This is a genomic window from Bradyrhizobium shewense, from assembly GCF_900094605.1.
Lineage (GTDB): Bacteria > Pseudomonadota > Alphaproteobacteria > Rhizobiales > Xanthobacteraceae > Bradyrhizobium > Bradyrhizobium shewense.
In genome coordinates this window covers 71731-90960 of sequence record NZ_FMAI01000001.1, presented here as the reverse complement: position 1 = coordinate 90960, position 19230 = coordinate 71731, and the positions used below count along the sequence as shown (strand labels likewise).

General features: G+C 63.4%; 17 protein-coding genes. 14 read left to right on the top strand and 3 right to left on the bottom strand.

The genetic code is table 11. The features are described 5' to 3' along the window. The first annotated feature begins 240 nt into the window (after nt 1-240). From GA0061098_RS00395 to GA0061098_RS00330, 14 genes are all read left to right on the top strand, one after another. On the top strand, nt 241-1125 hold the full coding sequence (locus GA0061098_RS00395; RefSeq protein ID WP_091952285.1) for an AraC family transcriptional regulator: 885 nt from the start codon (nt 241-243) through the stop codon (nt 1123-1125). Nucleotides 1126-1324: 199 nt separating this feature from the next. Then, nucleotides 1325-2398, top strand: coding sequence for an ABC transporter substrate-binding protein (locus GA0061098_RS00390; protein ID WP_091952283.1), 1074 nt, complete (start codon nt 1325-1327; stop codon nt 2396-2398). Between the two features lie 60 nt (nt 2399-2458). After that, the gene (locus tag GA0061098_RS00385; protein ID WP_208610612.1) at nt 2459-3283 is read left to right on the top strand and encodes an ATP-binding cassette domain-containing protein; all 825 of its coding nucleotides are present in this window, start codon (nt 2459-2461) and stop codon (nt 3281-3283) included. Beyond that, on the top strand, nt 3280-4536 hold the full coding sequence (locus tag GA0061098_RS00380; protein WP_091952280.1) for a sugar ABC transporter permease: 1257 nt from the start codon (nt 3280-3282) through the stop codon (nt 4534-4536). The genes GA0061098_RS00385 and GA0061098_RS00380 overlap by 4 nt, the downstream gene beginning before the upstream one ends. Before the next feature lie 27 nt (nt 4537-4563). After that, nucleotides 4564-5292: an SDR family oxidoreductase gene (locus GA0061098_RS00375; RefSeq protein ID WP_091952277.1), complete on the top strand. Its 729-nt coding sequence runs from the start codon at nt 4564-4566 to the stop codon at nt 5290-5292. 22 nt (nt 5293-5314) lie between these two features. Beyond that, nucleotides 5315-6940, top strand: a complete 1626-nt coding sequence (locus tag GA0061098_RS00370; RefSeq protein WP_091953792.1) for an FGGY-family carbohydrate kinase — start codon at nt 5315-5317, stop codon at nt 6938-6940. Between the two features lie 164 nt (nt 6941-7104). Next, a complete protein-coding gene (locus GA0061098_RS00365) occupies nt 7105-8436 on the top strand; it encodes an extracellular solute-binding protein (protein ID WP_091952275.1) in 1332 nt (443 codons plus the stop codon). After that, on the top strand, nt 8433-9470 hold the full coding sequence (locus tag GA0061098_RS00360) for an ABC transporter permease subunit (RefSeq protein WP_091952272.1): 1038 nt from the start codon (nt 8433-8435) through the stop codon (nt 9468-9470). The genes GA0061098_RS00365 and GA0061098_RS00360 overlap by 4 nt, the downstream gene beginning before the upstream one ends. Before the next feature lie 4 nt (nt 9471-9474). Continuing rightward, complete coding sequence (locus GA0061098_RS00355) at nt 9475-10395, top strand: ABC transporter permease subunit (protein WP_091952270.1); 921 nt, start codon at nt 9475-9477, stop codon at nt 10393-10395. A gap of 9 nt (nt 10396-10404) precedes the next feature. Continuing rightward, nucleotides 10405-11166: a glycerophosphodiester phosphodiesterase family protein gene (locus GA0061098_RS00350; protein ID WP_091952267.1), complete on the top strand. Its 762-nt coding sequence runs from the start codon at nt 10405-10407 to the stop codon at nt 11164-11166. Then, nucleotides 11163-12692 carry an alkaline phosphatase D family protein gene (locus GA0061098_RS00345; RefSeq protein WP_091952265.1) on the top strand — a complete coding sequence of 510 codons (1530 nt, stop codon included), beginning with the start codon at nt 11163-11165 and terminating at the stop codon, nt 12690-12692. The genes GA0061098_RS00350 and GA0061098_RS00345 overlap by 4 nt, the downstream gene beginning before the upstream one ends. 96 nt (nt 12693-12788) lie before the next feature. Further along, nucleotides 12789-13736 (top strand): sugar-binding transcriptional regulator, encoded by a 948-nt coding sequence (locus GA0061098_RS00340; protein ID WP_197742265.1) that lies wholly within the window; start codon nt 12789-12791, stop codon nt 13734-13736. A gap of 152 nt (nt 13737-13888) precedes the next feature. Continuing rightward, complete coding sequence (locus tag GA0061098_RS00335; protein ID WP_091952264.1) at nt 13889-14908, top strand: zinc-dependent alcohol dehydrogenase; 1020 nt, start codon at nt 13889-13891, stop codon at nt 14906-14908. 41 nt (nt 14909-14949) lie between these two features. Then, nucleotides 14950-15327, top strand: a complete 378-nt coding sequence (locus tag GA0061098_RS00330) for an NUDIX hydrolase (protein ID WP_091952263.1) — start codon at nt 14950-14952, stop codon at nt 15325-15327. Nucleotides 15328-15334: 7 nt separating this feature from the next. Here the strand turns inward: GA0061098_RS00330 and GA0061098_RS44655 are convergent, their stop codons facing one another. From GA0061098_RS44655 to GA0061098_RS00315, 3 genes are all read right to left on the bottom strand, one after another. Beyond that, nucleotides 15335-16954 carry an inositol monophosphatase family protein gene (locus GA0061098_RS44655; RefSeq protein WP_165637075.1) on the bottom strand — a complete coding sequence of 540 codons (1620 nt, stop codon included), beginning with the start codon at nt 16952-16954 and terminating at the stop codon, nt 15335-15337. Nucleotides 16955-17024: 70 nt separating this feature from the next. After that, nucleotides 17025-18329, bottom strand: a complete 1305-nt coding sequence (locus tag GA0061098_RS00320) for an ABC transporter substrate-binding protein (RefSeq protein ID WP_091952262.1) — start codon at nt 18327-18329, stop codon at nt 17025-17027. A gap of 28 nt (nt 18330-18357) precedes the next feature. Then, nucleotides 18358-19182, bottom strand: a complete 825-nt coding sequence (locus GA0061098_RS00315) for a carbohydrate ABC transporter permease (protein WP_091953789.1) — start codon at nt 19180-19182, stop codon at nt 18358-18360. Nucleotides 19183-19230 lie beyond the last annotated feature (48 nt).

Sequence of the window (19230 nt, the reverse complement as noted above, 5' to 3'; positions counted from 1 at the left end):
CCGCACTTTCGGTAGAGCCGCTGTTGTGAGACGCCGTTTCGCGGAGACTGCGGACCCGGTTACGGGGCTCGGGGACTGCCTGCGGCACATCAAAAAAGTATCAGTTGCACATTGAAATGGTGGTGGCGTGCCTAGGTACCGGTCGCTACTCTCCCGACGAGAGGAAACGCTGAGCAAATTCAGCCGATAAGGGAACAGGGGCGGATCATTGCAAGCCGCACCGGCCCGAAGGGAGCGGACATGGAACCGGACCTGGAAGTTGTCCAGATACGGCGCGGCGAGTCGTTCAAGGCGTGGTCGCACGGCTACCCATTCCACACGGTCCGCTGGCATTTCCATCCCGAATACGAGCTCCATCAGGTTGTAGCCACCTGCGGTCGCTATTTCGTCGGTGACTTTATTGGCGAATTCGAGCCGGGCAATCTTGTTCTTACCGGCCCCAACCTGCCGCACAATTGGGTGAGCGACCTGCCGGCGGAGACCACCATTCCGCTGCGGGGACGCGTCCTCCAGTTCAGCGAAGAATTTATAGGCGACCTGATAAAGGTCATGCCTGAGCTTTCGGGCCTTGCCTCGCTGCTGGAATTCTCCCGCCGCGGCGCGCTTTTCACCCGCAGCACGAGCGAAGCGGTCGCCCCACTCATGGAGGAGATCGTGACGGCGAACGGCGTGCGTCGGATCGAGCTGTTCTTGATGGTCTTGGGGACACTCAGTCGCGCGCGAAATGCGCGTCCGCTCTCCAGCCCGAAATATCTGCCCGACCCGTCTGGCTATATGTCTGCGGGCATGAACAAGGCACTCGCCTTCATCCGAAAAAACCTGACGCAGCCTTTCGGTGAAGCCGAGCTTGCGGCCATCGCCGGCCAATCGCAGAGCGCGTTTTCGCGCTCCTTCCGCCGGCACACGGGCATGTCGCTGGTGCAATACGTCAAGCGCCTGCGCATCAATCTCGCCTGCCAAATCTTGATGAGCGACGAGCAGGCGTCCATCACCGACATCTGCTTCGAGGTCGGCTTCAACAATCTCTCCAATTTCAACCGGCAGTTCTTGGCCGAGAAAGGCATGCCGCCTTCGCGCTTCAGGCGATTGCTCGCGCAGAACATCAATACGGCACGCGCGGCCTAGCCGGCGAAAAGCAAAGGAGGAGACCACCACGGGAAGAATGACGCGGGCATGCCGATGGCAGCCCGCGACAGGAATCGCTTGTCCAGGAATTCCGCGCGGCTTCGGAGCACCGGCACTCATCGCCGCCGGCGACGGGAGCCGCGAAGGCCCATCTTCAAGGATCAACCACAGCACTCTAGTTCTGGAAAGGAAAGTCCGAATGAAAAGGTTCTCCCCGAAACATACGGGCACACTGGCCCTGGCCCTGTCGCTGCTCGGCACAACGGCCATGTTCTCGCAGGCCGCAGAGGTGAAGGACGCGACCGTTGCCTTCCTGATGCCGGATCAGGCGTCCACCCGCTACGAACAACATGACTATCCGGGTTTCGCTGCGGAGATGAAGAAGCTCTGCGCAAGTTGCAAGGTGATCTACCAGAACGCCAGCGCAGATGCGGCACGGCAGCAACAGCAATTCAACTCGGTGATCTCGCAGGGCGCCAAGGTCATTGTACTCGACCCCGTCGACTCGACCGCTGCGGTCTCCCTGGTCAAGATGGCACAGTCGCAGGGCATCAAGGTCATTGCCTATGACCGGCCGGTCCCCGACGCCAAGGTCGATTTCTACGTCTCCTTCGACAACGAAGCCATCGGCAAGGCCATCTCCGACTCGCTCATCAAGCATCTGAAGGCCGCCAACGTCACGGCGAAGGAAGGTGAGGGCGTGCTCGAAATCAATGGATCGCCGACCGATGCCGCCGCGGGGCTCATCAAGAAGGGCATCCACGAGGGTCTTGATAAGAGCGGCTATCCAATTCTTGCCGAATACGACACGCCGGACTGGGCGCCGCCGAAGGCGCAGCAGTGGGCGAGCGGCCAGATCACCCGCTTCGGCAAGAAGATCCTCGGCGTCGTGGCCGCCAATGATGGCACGGGCGGTGGCGCAATTGCCGCCTTCAAGGCCGCAGGCGTCGATCCGGTGCCGCCGGTGACAGGCAACGATGCGACGATTGCCGCGCTCCAGCTCGTCATCGCCGGCGATCAGTACAACACGATCTCCAAGCCCAGCGAGATCGTGGCCGCTGCGGCCGCCCAGGCGGCGGTGAAGTTCCTCTCCGGCGAGACGCCCAAGGCGGAAACCACGCTCTTCAATGCGCCATCGAACCTGTTCGTGCCGGCGGTCGTCACTCAGGAGAACCTGAAGGCGGAGATCATCGACAAGAAGATCCAGACGGCCGATCAGCTCTGCACGGGCCGATATGCCGCCGGCTGCAAGAAGCTTGGCATCACGCAGTAACTGCGTCCGTCCCGGCCGCTCGCGGCGGCCGGGACGAACGACGAGAGGGCGGACTGGGACATGACCATGATCTCGGATGTCGATCATCCGGAAGGCGGACCGCGCAAACCGGTCCTGAGTCTTCGCGGAATTTCCAAGCATTTCGGCGCCGTGTCCGCCCTGACCAATGTCGATCTCGACGTGCATACCGGCGAGGTCGTGGCGCTCGTGGGCGACAACGGTGCTGGAAAATCCACGCTGGTGAAGATCCTTGCCGGCGTGCACCAGCCCAGCTCTGGAACGATCGCCTTCGGCGGCGAGCCGGTCGTCCTGTCCGATCCGTCCACTGCGCTCGGCCTCGGCATCGCCACCGTTTTCCAGGATCTGGCGCTCTGCGAAAACCTCGATGTGGTCGCAAATATCTTCCTCGGCCGCGAGCTCAATCCGATGCGGCTCGACGAGGTCTCCATGGAGCTCCGCGCCTGGACGCTGCTCAACGAATTGTCGGCTCGGATCCCGAGCGTGCGCGAGCCGGTTGCGTCGCTCTCCGGCGGACAGCGCCAGACCGTGGCGATCGCGCGTTCGCTGCTCACCGAGCCGAAGCTCATCCTGCTCGACGAGCCCACCGCCGCACTTGGCGTCGCCCAGACCGCCGAGGTGCTGGACCTCGTCGAGCGCGTTCGCGCCCGCGGCCTCGGCGTCATCATGATCAGCCACAACATGGAGGACGTCCGCGCGGTCGCGGACCGAATCGTGGTGCTGCGCCTCGGCCGCAACAACGGCGAGTTCGAGCCCGACGCTTCCAACCAGGATCTCGTCACCGCGATCACCGGTGCTGACGAAAACTCGGTCTCGCGCCGCGCCAGCCGGCGCCGCGCCCATCAGTCGCCGGAGCTTGGCCGATGACCGACGACGCACAACGGGTTTCGATGACGCGGCCGCTCGATCGCAGTGACGAGCGCGTCAAGCACACGGACACATTTGGGAACATGTTCAGCGCGTTTGTGGATCGCGTGCGGTCGGGCGACCTCGGCTCGCTGCCGGTGGTCGTCGGGCTCATTGTCATCTGCACGGCGTTCGAGAGTCTCAACCCTGTTTTCCTGGCGCCGAACAACCTGGTCAATTTGCTGTTCGATTGTTCGACGGTGGGCGTGATCTCGCTGGGCATCGTCTGTATCCTGATGGTCGGCGAGATCGACCTCTCGGTCGGTTCGGTGAGCGGGTTCGCTTCGGCGCTGGTTGGCGTGCTTTGGGTCGGTCAGGATTGGCCGGTCGCCGTGGCGATCGTCACGGCGTTGGTGCTGGGCGCTGCCATCGGCGCGCTCTACGCATTTTTGTTCAATCGCCTGGGGATGCCGAGCTTCGTCTCGACCCTGGCCGGCCTGCTGGGGTGGCTCGGCCTGCAGCTGTATCTGCTCGGCTCCTCGGGCTCGATCAACCTTCCGTACGGATCGCCACTGGTCAATTTCGGGCAGATGCTCGTCATGCCGCCAATCGTGTCCTACGTGCTGGCGGCGGTTGCGAGCCTTGTGATGTTCGTGACCAGCTATCGCACAGCGTTGCGCCGGCGGCAGGCGGGGCTATCGGCCAGTTCGCTCGGCCGCATGGTGCTGAAGGCGCTGCTGGTCACCGTCATGCTCGAATTCGTCGTCTATTATCTCAATCTCGGCCGCGGCATTCCGTGGATGTTCGGTCTGTTCGTCGGCCTGTGCGTGGTCATGAACTACGCGTTGACGCGGACCAAATGGGGCCGTTCGATGTCTGCCGTCGGCGGCAATCGCGAGGCGGCCCGCCGGGCCGGCATCAATGTTCGCCGGGTCTATCTGACCGCGTTCGTGCTGTGCTCCACGCTGGCGGCGGCCGGCGGCATTCTTGCCGCGGCGCGGCTGGCATCTTCCAGCCAGCAGGCCGGGACCGGGGATGTAAATCTCAACGCGATCGCCGCCGCGGTCATCGGCGGCACGAGCCTGTTCGGCGGTCGCGGGAGCGCCTATTCCGCACTGCTCGGCGTCATCGTCATCCAGTCCATCGCGAGCGGCCTGACGCTGCTCGATCTCTCCTCGTCGCTACGGTACATGATTACGGGCGCGGTCCTTGCCATTGCGGTCATCGTCGATTCGCTGGCACGACGCTCACGCCTCTCCCATGGCCGAGCTTGAATAACTCGAACAAGAAAAGGACAAGCCTTGGCCCAGGAACTTGCAGGAAAAGTTGCCGCAATCACCGGCGCCGCATCGGGCATCGGTCTCGAGTGCGCCAGAGCTTTGATCGGCGCGGGTGCGCGGGTGGTGCTGATCGATCGGGCGGAGGAGGCGCTGAGCAAAGCCTGCGTCGAGCTGGGCGATCAGGCGATTCCGTTACGCATTGACCTCACCGATCCCGTGAGCATGCAAGCCATGATGCCTCAGTTGCTGGAGAAGGCGGGACAGCTGGACATCTTCCACGCGAACGCAGGCGCCTATGTCGGCGGCGAGGTGCTCGCCGGAGATCCCGACGCCTGGGATCGCATGCTCAATTTGAACATCAATGCGCTGTTCCGGTCGATTCATGCGGTGCTGCCGCACATGGTTGAGCGCAAGAGCGGCGACATCATCGTCACCAGTTCGATCGCCGGTCTTGTCCCTGTCGTCTGGGAGCCGATCTATACTGCGTCCAAGCACGCCGTGCAGGCTTTCGTGCATACCGTGCGCCGACAGGTCGCCAAATACGGTTTGCGCGTCGGTGCCGTTGCGCCAGGTCCGGTTGTGACCGCGCTTATCAAGGACTGGCCCAAAGAGAAGATCGAGGAAGAAATGGCGGCAGGTGGCTTGATGCAGCCGGTGGAGGTCGCAGAGGCGGTGCTTTTCATGTTGACGCGTCCGAGGAACGTCACCATCCGCGACCTCGTCATTCTGCCGCAGAGCAACGATCTGTAGCATTCTCCGATTGGCGATCCAGATGACCAAACAATCCGATGACCGCCATTTTCTTGGCATCGATGTCGGCACCGGCAGCGCACGGGCCGGCGTGTTCGACCGCTCCGGCAGGCTGATGGCGAGTGACAGCTCCCCCATCGCACTTTGGCGGGAGGCCGGCGACATCGTCGAGCACTCGAGCGAGGACATCTGGCGTGCCGTATGCCGCAGCGTGCGTGGCGCGGTGGCACAGGCCGGCATCGCGCCGGACAGCATCGCCGGCATCGGCTTCGATGCGACCTGCTCGCTGGTGGTGCTTGGCGAAGGGGGCGCGCCGCTGCCGGTCGGCCCGTCCGGCGATCCTGCTCGCAACGTCATTGTATGGATGGATCACCGCGCCGCCGATCAGGCGCGCCGGATCAACCAGACGGGCGAAAAAGTTCTCGATTATGTCGGCGGAACGATCTCACCCGAGATGGAGACGCCGAAACTTTTGTGGCTCGCCGAAAACATGCCCGACACGTTTTCCCGTGCGTGGCAGTTCATGGACTTGACCGATTTTCTCACCTGGCGTGCGACGGGGAGCCTGTCCCGCTCCATCTGTACCGTGACCTGCAAGTGGACCTATCTGGGTCATGAAAACCACTGGGACGATCAATTCTTCCGCAGGGTCGGCCTCGGCGTGCTGGCGGACGAGCAGTTCCGCAGGATCGGCACCGAGATCGTGCCCGGCGGAACGAGGCTGGCGGCGGGCCTGACGGGGGAGGCTGCGGTCAATCTCGGACTCGCGACGGGTACGCCGGTCGCTGCCGGCCTCATCGATGCACATGCCGGCGGTGTTGGTACGGTGGGCGCGCGTGGCACGGCGGGCACCGTGCTGACGCGCATGGCCTATGTGTTCGGAACGTCCGCCTGTACCATGACGACCACGCCGGATCCGTCCTTCGTCCCCGGCGTGTGGGGACCCTATTTCTCCGCCATGGTGCCCGGGCTTTGGCTCAATGAAGGCGGGCAGTCGGCCGCCGGCGCTGCCATCGAACACCTTTTGCAGATGCATCCGCATTCCGCGCAAGCGACGCAGGCTGCACGCCAGAAGCAGCAGACGCTTGCCGATTGGCTTGCCGCGGAAACCGAATCCCGCGGCGGTGACGGAATGATTCCGCAATTGGTCGGCGAGGTTCATGTCGTTCCCGAATTCCTCGGCAATCGCGCGCCGTTCGCGGACCCTGACGCACGTGGGCTGATTGCCGGGCTCGATATGCGCTCGGATCTGGAGAGCCTGCTGGCGCTTTATCTTGCCGGGCTGTGCGGCCTCGGTTGCGGGGCCAGGCAGATCGTTCGCGCCCAGCAGGACAAGGGCATCGCGGTCGATACGATCGTGGTCAGCGGTGGCGCCGCAAAGAGCCGCCTTGTGCGGCAAGTCCTCGCCGATATGACGGGTTTGACGGTGGCTGCGTCGGCATCCCCGGAGGCCGTCCTGCTCGGCTCCGCGATGCTTGGATCAGTTGCATCGGGCGACCATGCCAATCTCGGCGAGGCGATGCAGGCGATGTCGGTTCTGGGAGACATCCATCAACCCCAGGCCGCTCTGGCGGATTGGGCCGAGCGGCGCTTTGGAGCCTTCGAAGCGCTGCAGAAGGTCGGCCGGGCAATTCGAAGCGCTTCGTAGCCCCTTTGCCGACCGGATCCGGCGTCCCCAGGCACGACTTGCCTCCGACGCCGGCACTGCCCGACGGAGGACATTCGACCCTCTTTCATCATCTCGACACATATGTCATTATAAAAATACAAATGTATATCCCGGGTCTTTTGCCCGGCGAGGGAGGGCTGCCCATGGGTAGGAAAGTCGCATTCATTGCGGCCTTGTTCGGCGCGTTGGCATTGGTTGGTCCGGCGCAGGCACGGGTCGAGGTCCAGTGGTGGCACGCCATGAGTGGCGTCCTCGGCGACCGGCTCAATGAGCTGGTCGAGAAGTTCAACAAGTCGCAGGACAAGTACACGGTCGTCGCTGTCGCCAAGGGGAACTATGACGAGGTGACCAACGGGGTGATCGCCGCCTATCGTGCCAAGCGGCCGCCGGAGATGGTGCAGATCGCCGAGCGCGGTTACATGACGATGCTGCTTTCAGGGGCCATTGTCCCCGTGCAGGATTTGGTGGAGCAGAAGGGTTACAAGATCGACTTCTCGGACTTCATCAAACCCGTCGCAAGCTTCTGGAGCTACAAGGGCCGGATGTCGGCGATGCCCTTCAACTCGTCGACGCCGATCTTCTGGTACAACAAGGATCACTTCCAGAAGGCCGGCTTCGACAAGCCGGCCGACACCTGGCAGGAGCTGGAGAAGCAGCTCTACACCATCAAGTCCAAGGGAATCAGCGAGTGCGGCACGGTGCTGCCCGGCGATTTCTACTGGAGCCTGCTCGAGAACTACAGCGCCATCAACAACCAGCCCTACGGTACGCTAGCGAACGGCTTCGACGGGCTCGGCACCGAGTTCGTCTACAACAAGACGAAGGTGGTGTCGCAAGTCGCGCGGCTCAAGAAATGGCTCGACGACGGCGTGATGCAGATCGCTGGCCAGGGCTTCAGTCCGGAACAATTGTTCACGTCGGGGCGTTGCTCGACCTTCGTCAATTCGACCGCCTCGCACGGCAACATCGAGCGCAATGCGACCATCAATTGGAGCGCCACCTTCCTGCCGCACGAGAGCGACATCAATCCGCCGCTCAACAGCACCATCGGGGGTGGGGCCATCTGGGTCATGAAGGGCCACACGCCGGAGCGATACGAGGCCGTCGCAGCCTTCCTGGATTTCGTCGCGCAGCCGGAAACCCAGGTCTGGTGGCATGGCGCAACCGGCTATGTTCCCGCCACCAACCGCGCCTATGCGGTCGCGCGGGAGCGGGGCTATTACAAGGATCACCCGACCAGGGAGATCGCCGTGCTGCAGCTCTCGCGCGGCACGCCGAACGAGAATTCGCGTGGCTTCCGCTTTGGCAACTTCGTGCAGACGATGCTGGCCCAGCGCCAGGAGGTCGAGGCGGTGTTTGCCGGTCAGAAGCAGCCGCAGCAGGCCATGGATGACGGAGTCAAGCGGGGTAACGAGATCCTGCGGCAGTTCGAAAAGCTGAATGCCGGGAAGACTCCGGAAACCGAGCGTCCATGACGTTGCGCCTGTCCATCCCGTGGCGCGAGGCACGCGCACCCGTGCTTCAGGGAAGGCACGGGGGCGGTGGGTCCAAGGCCGTGCCGGCGGCAGTCGCCGGCGGCTCGCGTTGGTCGGGCAGAACGCGACCGCGTGAGGAGGCCGGACTGAAGCGCGCCAATTTCGGCGACGGTCCCGGCCTGCCGACACTGCTCTTGCTGCCGCAATTGCTGATCCTGCTGTTCTTCTTCTTCATTCCGTCGCTGCGGGCGCTGATGCAGTCCGTTCTGCTCAGCGATCCATTCGGCACCAACGTTCAGTTCGTGTGGTTCGACAATTTCAAGACGCTGCTTGCGAGCAGCGACTACCGCCAGTCGATCACGGTGACGTTCTGGTTCACGGTGGCGCAGAATGTGCTCACATTGGGCAGCGCGCTCGTGCTGGCCTTTGCCACCGACAGGATCGTGCGTGGCCGCTCCGCCTATCGCACCATCATCCTGCTGCCCTATGCCATTGCGCCCGCGATCGCCGGTATCCTGTGGGCCTTCCTGTTCAATCCGGCGGTCGGCCCGCTCGCACAGGTGCTGCAGGGGCTCGGTATTGCATGGGACCCCAACCTCAATCCGGCCGATGCGCTGATCCTGGTGACGCTGGCCGCGTCATGGAAGCACATCTGCTACGACTATATCTTTCTGGTCGTGGGGTTGCTCGCGGTGCCGGTGTCCCTGATGGAGGCTGCCGCCGTGGACGGCGCGGGACCGATCCGCCGCTTCGTCTCGATCGCGTTGCCGATGCTCGGGCCCACCATCTTCTTCCTCACGGTGATGAATTTCATCTATGGCTTCTTCGAAACCTTCGCCATCATCGATGCCGTGACCAAGGGCGGCCCGGCCGGTGCAACCAACATTCTGGTCTACAAGGTCTTCGTCGACGGCTTCGTCAATCTCGATCTTGGCTCTTCGGCTGCACAGTCGGTTCTGTTGATGAGCTTTGCGCTGATCTGCACGCTGCTGCAATTCCGCTACTTCGACCGCAAGGTCAATTACGGGGTCTAGCCGCATGGTGGAACGCTCACCGATCCTCAACATGCTCTGCCACGCGATCCTGATCGCCGGCGCGCTGATGGTCTGCGTACCGCTGTATTTCGCATTCGTGGCCGGCTCGCTCACGGTGGCCGAGGTGCAGAAAGTTCCGTTGCCATGGCTGCCGGGAGGCCAGTTCTTCGACAATCTGCAGCTGGCCTGGAGCAAGGGCAATTTCAGCCGCACCTTCGCGAATTCGATTATCGTGGCGCTCGGGATCACGGCCGGCAAGATCGCGGTATCGCTGCTCTCGGCCTTCGCCATCACATACTTCCGATTCCGCTATCGAATGCTCGCATTCTGGCTGATCTTCACGTCGCTGATGCTGCCGATCGAGGTCCGGATCGTGCCGACCTTCGAAGCCGTGGCAAATGCGGCGCTGCCCCTGCAATGGCTGTTGGATACGCTGCATATCGCCGATCTCTGGCGCTGGATCAGCGGGCACGAGGTCGCGATCGCGCTCGAATGGAACATGGTCAACACCTATCCGGGGCTGATCCTTCCGCTGATTGCCTCAGCCACTGCCACGTTCCTTTTTCGCCAATTCTTCCTGACGATCCCGGAGGAGCTGTGCGAGGCGGCGAGGCTGGACGGCGCCTCGCCGCTGCACTTCTTCTGGAGCATCCTGCTGCCGCTGTCCGTTCCGAACATGGTGGCACTTGCCATCATCCTGTTCCTGTTCGGCTGGAATCAATATCTCTGGCCTTTGCTGTTCACGACTGACAAGGACATGGCAACGGCGGTCATTGCGTTGAAGGGCCTGATCCCGCGCTCCGACAGCGAGCCGGCCTGGAACATCGCCATGAGTGGTGCGCTCCTCACGATGTTGCCGCCGGTGTTGGTCGTCCTATTGTTGCAGCGCTGGTTCATCAAGGGTCTTGTCGACAGCAGCAAATAGGGACTGATCATGGTTTTCATCGCCGGGCATCGCGGCGGACGCAATCTTTGGCCGGAGAACAGCCTGACGGGCTTCCGCAATGTGTGCAGGGAAGGGGTCGACGCAGTCGAGTTCGACGTCCATCAGAGTACGGATGGCGGTGTCGTCGTGATCCATGATCCGCTGCTCGACCGCACCACATTCGAGAGCGGACCGGTGGGCGAGCGCAGCTTGCGACGCTTGACGGCAATGCGTCTTCGTGATGCGGGCGATGAGTGCATTCCGACCTTGGACGAGGTGCTCGATGTGTTCAGCGAAACCACGCTCGAGCTCCACATCGAGATCAAGACGGATGCGCTTGGCAATTCCTATTCGGGCCTCGAGGCGCGGCTGATCAGCGAGATCAAGCGCCGGGGCCTGGAACGGCGTGCAATCATCACCTGCTTCGTGCCCGGCGTGATCGAGACCGTGCTCGGGCTGTGGCCGGAGGCGCGGGTGCTCGTTTCGCTCGACCGTCGTTCGGCTGAGATGATGGGCGGAATTGAGCCCGCGTTGACTCAATTGGCTGCCATTCCCGGCTGCATCGTCGCGGTCGAAAAATCGCTCCTGGGGCTCACGTTGCCGCTCGCCCTCAAGATGCTCGGATCCGAGCGTCTCGGTGCATGGGTGACCAACGAGCCGGAGGAGATCGCTTACTGGCTTGCCCGACCGGTGCGGCAGATCACGACCGATCGGCCGGATCTCGCCGTGAGCATTCGCCGCAGGCTCGAAACGATGCCGGAGCGCCCATGATTCCCCGCCGTCGCTTTCTCGTGGGATCGCTGGCGAGCGCCGCCTTGGCTGCGCCCGCCGGGTTCGTCCGGGGAGCGCCGGTTTCGTTCAGCGCAGATCCTTTCACGCTCGGCGTTGCGTCCGGATGCCCGCGCGAGGATCGCGTCATCCTGTGGACCCGCCTTGCTCCGCAGCCGCTCGAGGGCGGCGGCATGCGGGACGCCGCAGTGGACGTCGAATGGCAGGTTGCGGAGGACGAGGCCTTCTCGCGCGTCGCCTCCCACGGCGTCGTGCGGACGACCGCGGACCTTGCGCATTCCGTGCATGCCGAGGCGATGGGGCTGCGGCCGGATCGCGTCTACTGGTACCGCTTCCGCGCCGGCCCGGCGCTCAGCCCGGTCGGACGCACCCGAACCGCGCCCGCCAGGGCGGCGCGGCATTTTCGCTTTGCTTTCGCATCCTGCCAGCAATACGAGCAGGGCTATTTTACCGCCTACCGCGACATGGCCGCACGCGACCTCGACCTGGTCGTGCATCTCGGCGACTACATCTACGAGAAATCCTGGGGATCGCGCCACGTCCGCCAGCATGGCGTCGGAATTCCGACGACGCTCGAGGAATTCCGCAACCGCTACGCACTCTACAAGAGCGATCCCGACCTGCGAGCGGCGCACGCTGCCTTTCCCTGGCTTTCGGTCTGGGACGACCACGAGGTGATGGACGATTATGCCAATGATCGCTCCTATACGGTGCGCGATGCTGCTCAGTTCCTCAAGATCCGTGCGGCAGCTTATCAGGCCTATTACGAGCACATGCCGCTGCCACTCTCGGCGCGCCCGCGAGGCGCCGACGCCACGATCTATGAACACTATCGCTTCGGCGAGATGCTCGACGTGCTGCTGCTCGACGACCGGCAATATCGCTCGGCATCGGCCTGCGTCGGAAGCGGGCGTCCGACCTGGGTGGCTGACTGTGTGAGCCGGACGGATGAAGCGCGGACGATGCTCGGCGAACAACAGGAACAATGGCTCGATGCACGACTGCGCGACTGTCGCGGCCGTTGGACAATCGTCGCGCAGCAGACATTGTTGGCGCAGGACAAGCGAAACGGGGACGACGGCGCGCATTTCTGGATGGACGGCTGGGACGGCTACCCCAATGCCCGCCGCCGTCTCCTTGATTCTCTCGTGGCGCAACGCCGACGCAATCCGATCGTGATCGGCGGCGACCGTCACGCCTTCTTTACCGCCGATCTGAAGCATGATTTCGCCCGGCCGGATGGACCGACCATTGCGACCGAGTTCGTCGGCACGTCGATCACCTCAGACGGTCCGAGCGAAGCCAGCGTGCGCAAGGCGCTGGCGGAGAATCCGCATCTGGTCTATGCGCGTGGCGACAAGCGCGGCTATGCGACCGTGGAGCTCGACGCCCGGCATTGCACTGTGGGATTCGAGGCGCTCGACGACGTCAAGGATGCCGCGAGCGCGGTGCGCCGGCTGACGAGCTTTGTGGTCGAGGATGGCGCGCCGGGCGCGAGGGTCGCATGACGAGATCCGCACGGCACAGATTTGACGACCAACGAAAGATCGCCTCAAATGCTCCGACGTCTGACTGTGCCTTGAGGCCGCTGTGGGGGCTGCGCCGTGACTGACCAAACCATCCTGCGGGTCGCCTGGCTCTATTACATGGAGAACCTGACCCAGGCCGAGATCGGCGAGCGGCTAGGGCTGACCCGCGCCCGCGTCAATCGCATGCTGTCGGATGCCCGGCAGACCGGTATCGTCAACATCCGCCTCAACTCCGCCTTTGCGAGTTGCACGGAGCTGGAGCACCGCTTGCGCCGGGAATGCGGTCTCGAGGACGCGGTCGTCATCCCGAGCCCGGAGAATCCCGAGCAGGTCGGCAGCCTGATCGGGATGGCGGCGGGCGCGTATTTATCGAAATTCCTCGAACAGAAGCGGCCGCGCATCATCGGTATCGGCTGGGGCGCGACCTTGCGTGAGACCATCCGTTACGTCACGCCGGCGGACTATCCCGAACTCTCCATCGTCTCCATGATGGGGGGACTGTCGCGTGGACTCGAGCTCAATACCTTCGAGATTGCAGGTGAGCTCGCGCACCGGCTGCACGCCCAGTGCAGCTATCTGGCCGCGCCGATTTTTGTCAGCAGCCGGCGTTCGCGCGACACCTTTCTGGCTCAGGAGGTCTATCAGGAGGTGCTGAACAGCGTCGAGAAGATCGATCTAGCGCTGTTGAGCATGGGAGACCTGACGCCGCGCTCGCTGCTGATGCGGCATGGGCTGCCGCCGGACGTTCGTGCCGAGCACCTGCGGGCGGCAGGCGCCGTCGGCGACGTTCTGGCGCAGTTTCTCGATAAGACCGGCCGGCCCATAGATCACGGCATCAACAGCCGCGCCATTGCGCTGCCGCTCGAGAAACTGGCGCGCGTGCCGACGTCGATGCTGATCGCCGGAGGGCTCAACAAGGCGCCGATCATCGCCGCGGTGCTGCGCGGCCGGATCGGCAAGGTGCTGGTGACGGACGAGAACACCGCCGTCGCCGCGCTGAAACTGATCGACAAGCAAAAATAGCCGCATTCTCGTACCGGCGAAGGGCTCCCGCGCCTGCGGCACCGAGGGCGCGATAGCCCACGCGCGTGCCGAAAGGCGCGCAAAAGCATTTGTCACCTCATGGTTACATATGTAATATAGGAGAGACAATTGCTCAGAAGGATGGCGTCGATATGCGCGCTGCGGTGCTCCAGGACATTCGTGATATCCGCGTCCTCGATATCCCCGAGCCGAGGCCGCTTGCGGAGGACGAACTCATCGTCCGCGTCAAGGCCGTCGGCGTTTGCGGCAGCGATTTGCATTCCTATCTGGAGGGCGGAACAACTGGCCCGACGCGCGTCAGACCGTTCGTCCTGGGCCATGAGTTCTCGGGTGTCCTCACGCCGGACTCGGCGCGAAAAGCGGGGTTCTCGGCCGACGCGTTGGTGGCGGTCGATCCTTCCATTCCCTGCGGCCGTTGCGAATGGTGTCACCGCGGTCACACCAATCTCTGCCCCAACGTGAAATTCCTGGGCTACGCGCCTCACAACGGCGCCATGGCCGAATTCGTCTGCGTGCCCCGATCCGCCGTTCATCTGGTGCCTGACAGCATCGACCCGGCTGGCGCGGCGATGCTGGAGACGCTTGGCGTCGCGATCCATGCGATGGATCTGGCGCGCCCGCGGCTTCTGGAAAGCGTGGCGGTGCTCGGCTGCGGGCCGGTGGGATTGCTGCTCGTGCAACTGGCGCGGCTTGCAGGTAGCGGAAAGATCATCGCGATCGATCCTGTCGAGCAGCGTACTGCACTGGCCTGCGACCTCGGGGCGGACGTGGCGTGCCGCAGCTACGCCGAGGTCGGGGACGCCACCGAAGGCCGCGGCGTCGATCTGGTGATCGAGGCGACCGACTCATCGCACGGCTTCGAGCACGCGGCGCGCTGCGCCCGCATCGGTGGCCGGGTCGTCCTCGTCGGCATCCCGGAGAATAATCAGTACATCCTCAGCGGCGCGGAGTCGCGTCGAAAGGGCCTGTCGATCAAGTTTTCACGGCGCATGCCGGAAGTTTATCCGCGCGCCATCGCGCTTGCGCAAGGCGGGCAGGTCAAGCTGGCGCCGCTGGCCACGCATCGTTTCTCGCTCGACCAGACGCCTGCCGCGTTCGAGCAACAGGTCGCGCGGCGCGACGGCATCATCAAGGCGATCATCTGCCCGTAGATTGAGCGCGATCTCGCAAGTGCTCGGCAGGACTGGTGCCAATGGCGAAATCGTCAAAGTTGGTCGTCGCAAGAAAAGGGCGCCTTCTCATGGTGCGGCGCAGGCGTGACGGGCTCTGGATGTTTCCCGGCGGCCGAAAGCGGGCAGGCGAGAGCGACAGGAGCTGCCTTCGTCGCGAGATCAGGGAGGAGCTTCCCAAGCTGAAGCTCGGGCCATTGAAACTATGGAAGGAAGTGAAAGCGAGGAAGGGCCGAACCGGCCGGCGGATGAGCGATGCGATCTTCCTGGCCAAGAAGGTGTCGGGGCGGCTGAAGGTCGGCGACAAGAAGGAGATCGATCGAGCGGTTTGGCGCAAGCCGCGCGGCGCCAGACTGACCCCGACCTCGCGCTACATTCGCGACAAGCTGTTTCCGAGATAAAGCTCCGTCATTGCAGCGCGTGTCGCACCAGAGCCAGCAATTCCTCGTGGATCAATCCGTTGGAAGCGATCTTGTCGAGATCGTCGTTGCGGCACGGACGCCCCGTCAGTGTCGTGACCTGCCCGCCGCCCGCCCACACCATCGGCATCGCGGCCGCGTGCGAGACGATGTCGGCTTTCAGTGAGACAAATCCGTCCAGGCGACCCGACGCGACCATCGCCGTCTCAACGGCGCCCGAGACCACGATACGCACGCCGCGCGCCACTTTGCCAAGCAGTTCGATCACACGCGTCGTCCGCTGGACTTCGTCGGGCGAGAAATGCGAGGTCAGAATCACCGAGACGACCGCATCCGACAGCGAACGCGTCGTGGAGACGCGTGCCGGCGCGCCGTCGATCGTCGCGCCTTCTCCCGCAAGATAGCGCGCCGTCAGCCCGATCTTGGGAGCGTTGATCAGGCCAAGTTTCGTCTCGCCGCCGACCTCGTAGGCGACCGTCACGGAAAACCACGGCAGCCCCCGCGCGTAGTTGATCGTCCCGTCGAGCGGATCGATGATCCAGCGCGCAGCATGGTCCCCTTGGCTCGCGCCGCTCTCCTCGGCCAGGATGCCAGCATCCGGCGTCAGCGCCTTCAAGCCCGCGACGACGATCGCCTCGGAGGTAAGATCCGCCTCGGTGACGATATCTAGCCCGTCCTTGCGCTCTGTGCGTAGCGGCGTGGATTGCATCGCGACCAGCCTGGCCGCAGCCTCAGCAACGACGGCCTCTGCGCGCCCTAGCAGCGTCGGAAGGCTCTTGCGGTCCTCGATTCCCGGATCGTCCCGATCGGGCGCGATGTCGAACGGGCGACCATAGTCTCCGATCGGAACGAGATGGCTGCTGATGCCCATGTCCGGCCGCCAACAGTGCAAGGCAAATCCCGGCGGCTCCTTGATGAAGCGGTTACCATGACCGGGCCCCAGGTCGAGCGCGACCTGGTGCGCCGTGCTCGGCGCCACATAGCCCACGGTCCCCGCGTAGCGCACCGTGATCGAGCGGTGATAGTGACCGCACAGCACGCGTTCGATGTCCGGATGGTCCTTGATGATTGCGTTGAGCGCTGTAGCCTCGCTGATACCCAGCTCGTCCATTCCGTCGGCTCCGACGAGGAACGGCGGATGATGAATGATATTGACCGTCGGCTTGCCGCCTCCAGCCGCGAGCACTTCGCGTAGCCACTGCTGCCGTGCCGCGCAGAAAGTCCCGTGGGTCTGTCCGACCTCGACGCTGTCGAGGAAAATCAGCCGGACCGGGAAATCGTCCACGACAAAGTTGATGAAGCCGTCGGACGGAAGATAGCGGTGGCGTGGTCGCAGCGACCGTATGAATTGCTCGCGCCGGTCGTGGTTGCCGGGAATGACGAATACCGGCATCGGCAGCCTTGCCAGGCCGGCGGCGACAATCTCGTATTCCTCCTCGAGCCCGCAATCCGTCAGATCGCCGCTGACCACGACGCAGTCGGGTTGAGGATCGAGGTTCAGCACGGCGTCGATCGCGTCGTGAAACATCGCGTTGGTATCGATGTCGCCGTAAGCTTTCTTGCCATGCGGACGCACATGGAAATCGCTCAGCTGGGCAATGATGAACACGGCAGTCCTGTTCCGGGGAGAAGGGCCTTTACCAGCGCTTGGCCACCTGCTGTGGCCGGCTGTCCGTTGCTTACGAACTCTTCATCAAGGCGTTGCTTTCCTTGACCATGCGATCGAGCCCGGCCTCGGCGGTCGTCTCGCCGCGCATGACGGCATGGATGATCTCGCGCTGCGTGCGCCAGATCTTCACGGACTGTCCGCCTGGATAGCCCTGCCATGGCTTCGCGCGCTCGATCTGCTGCGACACGGTGCGGAAGTTCGGGTTCTTGTCGTAAAATGGAGTCAGGAATTCGGGCCCCGAGGCGCGCAAATTGGTCGGCATGTAGCCCGTGGTCTCTACCACGATCTTCTGCGCTTCCGGTCCGCTCACGAATTTCAGGAACTCCCAGGCGGCCCGCTGCTTTGCCGGATCTTTCGCCGTGATGATTGCCGCGTTGCCGCCGGTGGGCAGTCCACCCTTCTGCTTGTCGTCGATCGGGAAGGTGCAGGTGCGCAAGGTGAACTTGTCGCCGATCAGATCCGTGACCTGACGCAACCGGGCCGGCGTGTCGGCGAAAATGCCGATTTTCCCGGCGATGAACTGTTGGCGCGAGGAGTCCCAATCGATCAGCGGCATCTTGGCATCCGCCACGAACCGCCGGCAATGGGCCAGAGCCTTCAGCCCGGCATCGTTGCCGAAGCCGGCAGCGGTTTCCGATGCATCGAGCATCTGGCCGCCACCTTGCAAGATCAGGGAACGGAACAGCCAGTCGTCGGGCCAGTCATGGATGTTATAGGCTATGCCGGCGACATCGGATCCCTTGCTCTTGATGTTGACGGCGAGCGCGATCATGTCCGTCCAATTGTCGGGCATCTTGTCCGGATCGCCGCCCGCCTCCTTCACGAGCTGCGTGTTGAAATAGATGACCGGCAGCGACGCATTGAATGCGAGGCCGTAGATCTTGCCGTCGACCGCGCCGAGGGCCAGGATTCCGTCGGAATAGTTGGCCTTGCGCCAGGCGGCGTCCTCCTTCTGCAGCAGCGAGGCTACCTCGGTGATCTGGTTGCGTTTCACCAGCGTGCGCACGAGCTCGGCGAGGAGGTGATAACCCGAATAGTAGACGTCGGGCAGCTGATTCGTGACGGCCTGCCGCAGCATGGTCTGATGACCTTCGTCATAACTCGCCGCCGGCGCCCGGAACTGGATCTTGATGTCCGACTGCCGCTTCATGAACTCCTGGGCGATCGGCTCATGGAATTTCGCGAAGGCAGGAAAGGCATAAAGTACATCTAGCGTAACGTCCTGCGCGTGGGCCGATCGCGTCAGGAACGGGCTCGAAAGCGCGGTCGTCCCGACGGCCGCGGCGCTCTTCAGGAGGTCTCGGCGATGCAGCATGACGGTGTCTCCCTGGCGGTTGTTGAAGTCATTTGATTCCGGTCATCGTGATGCCGGCAATGAAATGCCGCCGCGCGATCAGGAATGCGATGACCAGCGGCGCCGTGATGATGGTGGCGCCGGCGGCGAGTGCACCGTAATTCGATCCCAACTCGGAATCGGCGAAATACATCATGCCGAGCGGCGGCGTTGCGAGCTTGGTGTCGGAGACGACGATGAGCGGCCAGTACAGGTCGTTCCAGTGCGCCACGACGGAGAAGATCGAAAACGCCGCGATCGCCGGCCAGGCGCTCGGCACGACGATGCGCCACACGATTTCGAACTCACCGACGCCATCGAGCCGCGCGGCCTGGATGATCTCGTCCGGATAGGACTTGAAGAACTGGCGGAACAGGAAAATCGCGAACACCGACAGGAAGAAGGGCATCATCATCGAGAGGTAGGTGTTGAGGATGCCGAGCTCGGCGAACGCGATGTAGAGCGGGAGCGAGGGCGCCTGGACCGGAATGCAGAGTCCGAGCAGGACCAGCGAAAACAGGATCGGCCGTCCCGGAAACTTCAACTTGGCGAGCGCATAGGCGCAGGGAATCGCGACCAGCAGCTGGACGACGAGGATTCCGCCGCAGACGATGAGACCGTTGAGCAGAAAACGCAGGAGCGGCGCGGTGCTCAGGGCAGATTCGAAGTTCTGCCATCCGTAGAACTGGCGCGGCCAGAGCCGGAACGTCGCCTCGAAGATCTCGCCCGGCGGCTTGATCGCGCTTGTCAGCATGAAAACGAACGGCAGCAGCATGAAGACTGCGCCGCCGATCAGCACCGCGTGGACGAGCGCAAGCGACACGAGGCGCCGCATCCGGATCGCCACCGGCGTAGGCGGGCGAGTGATCGTGGCCGAGGTGCG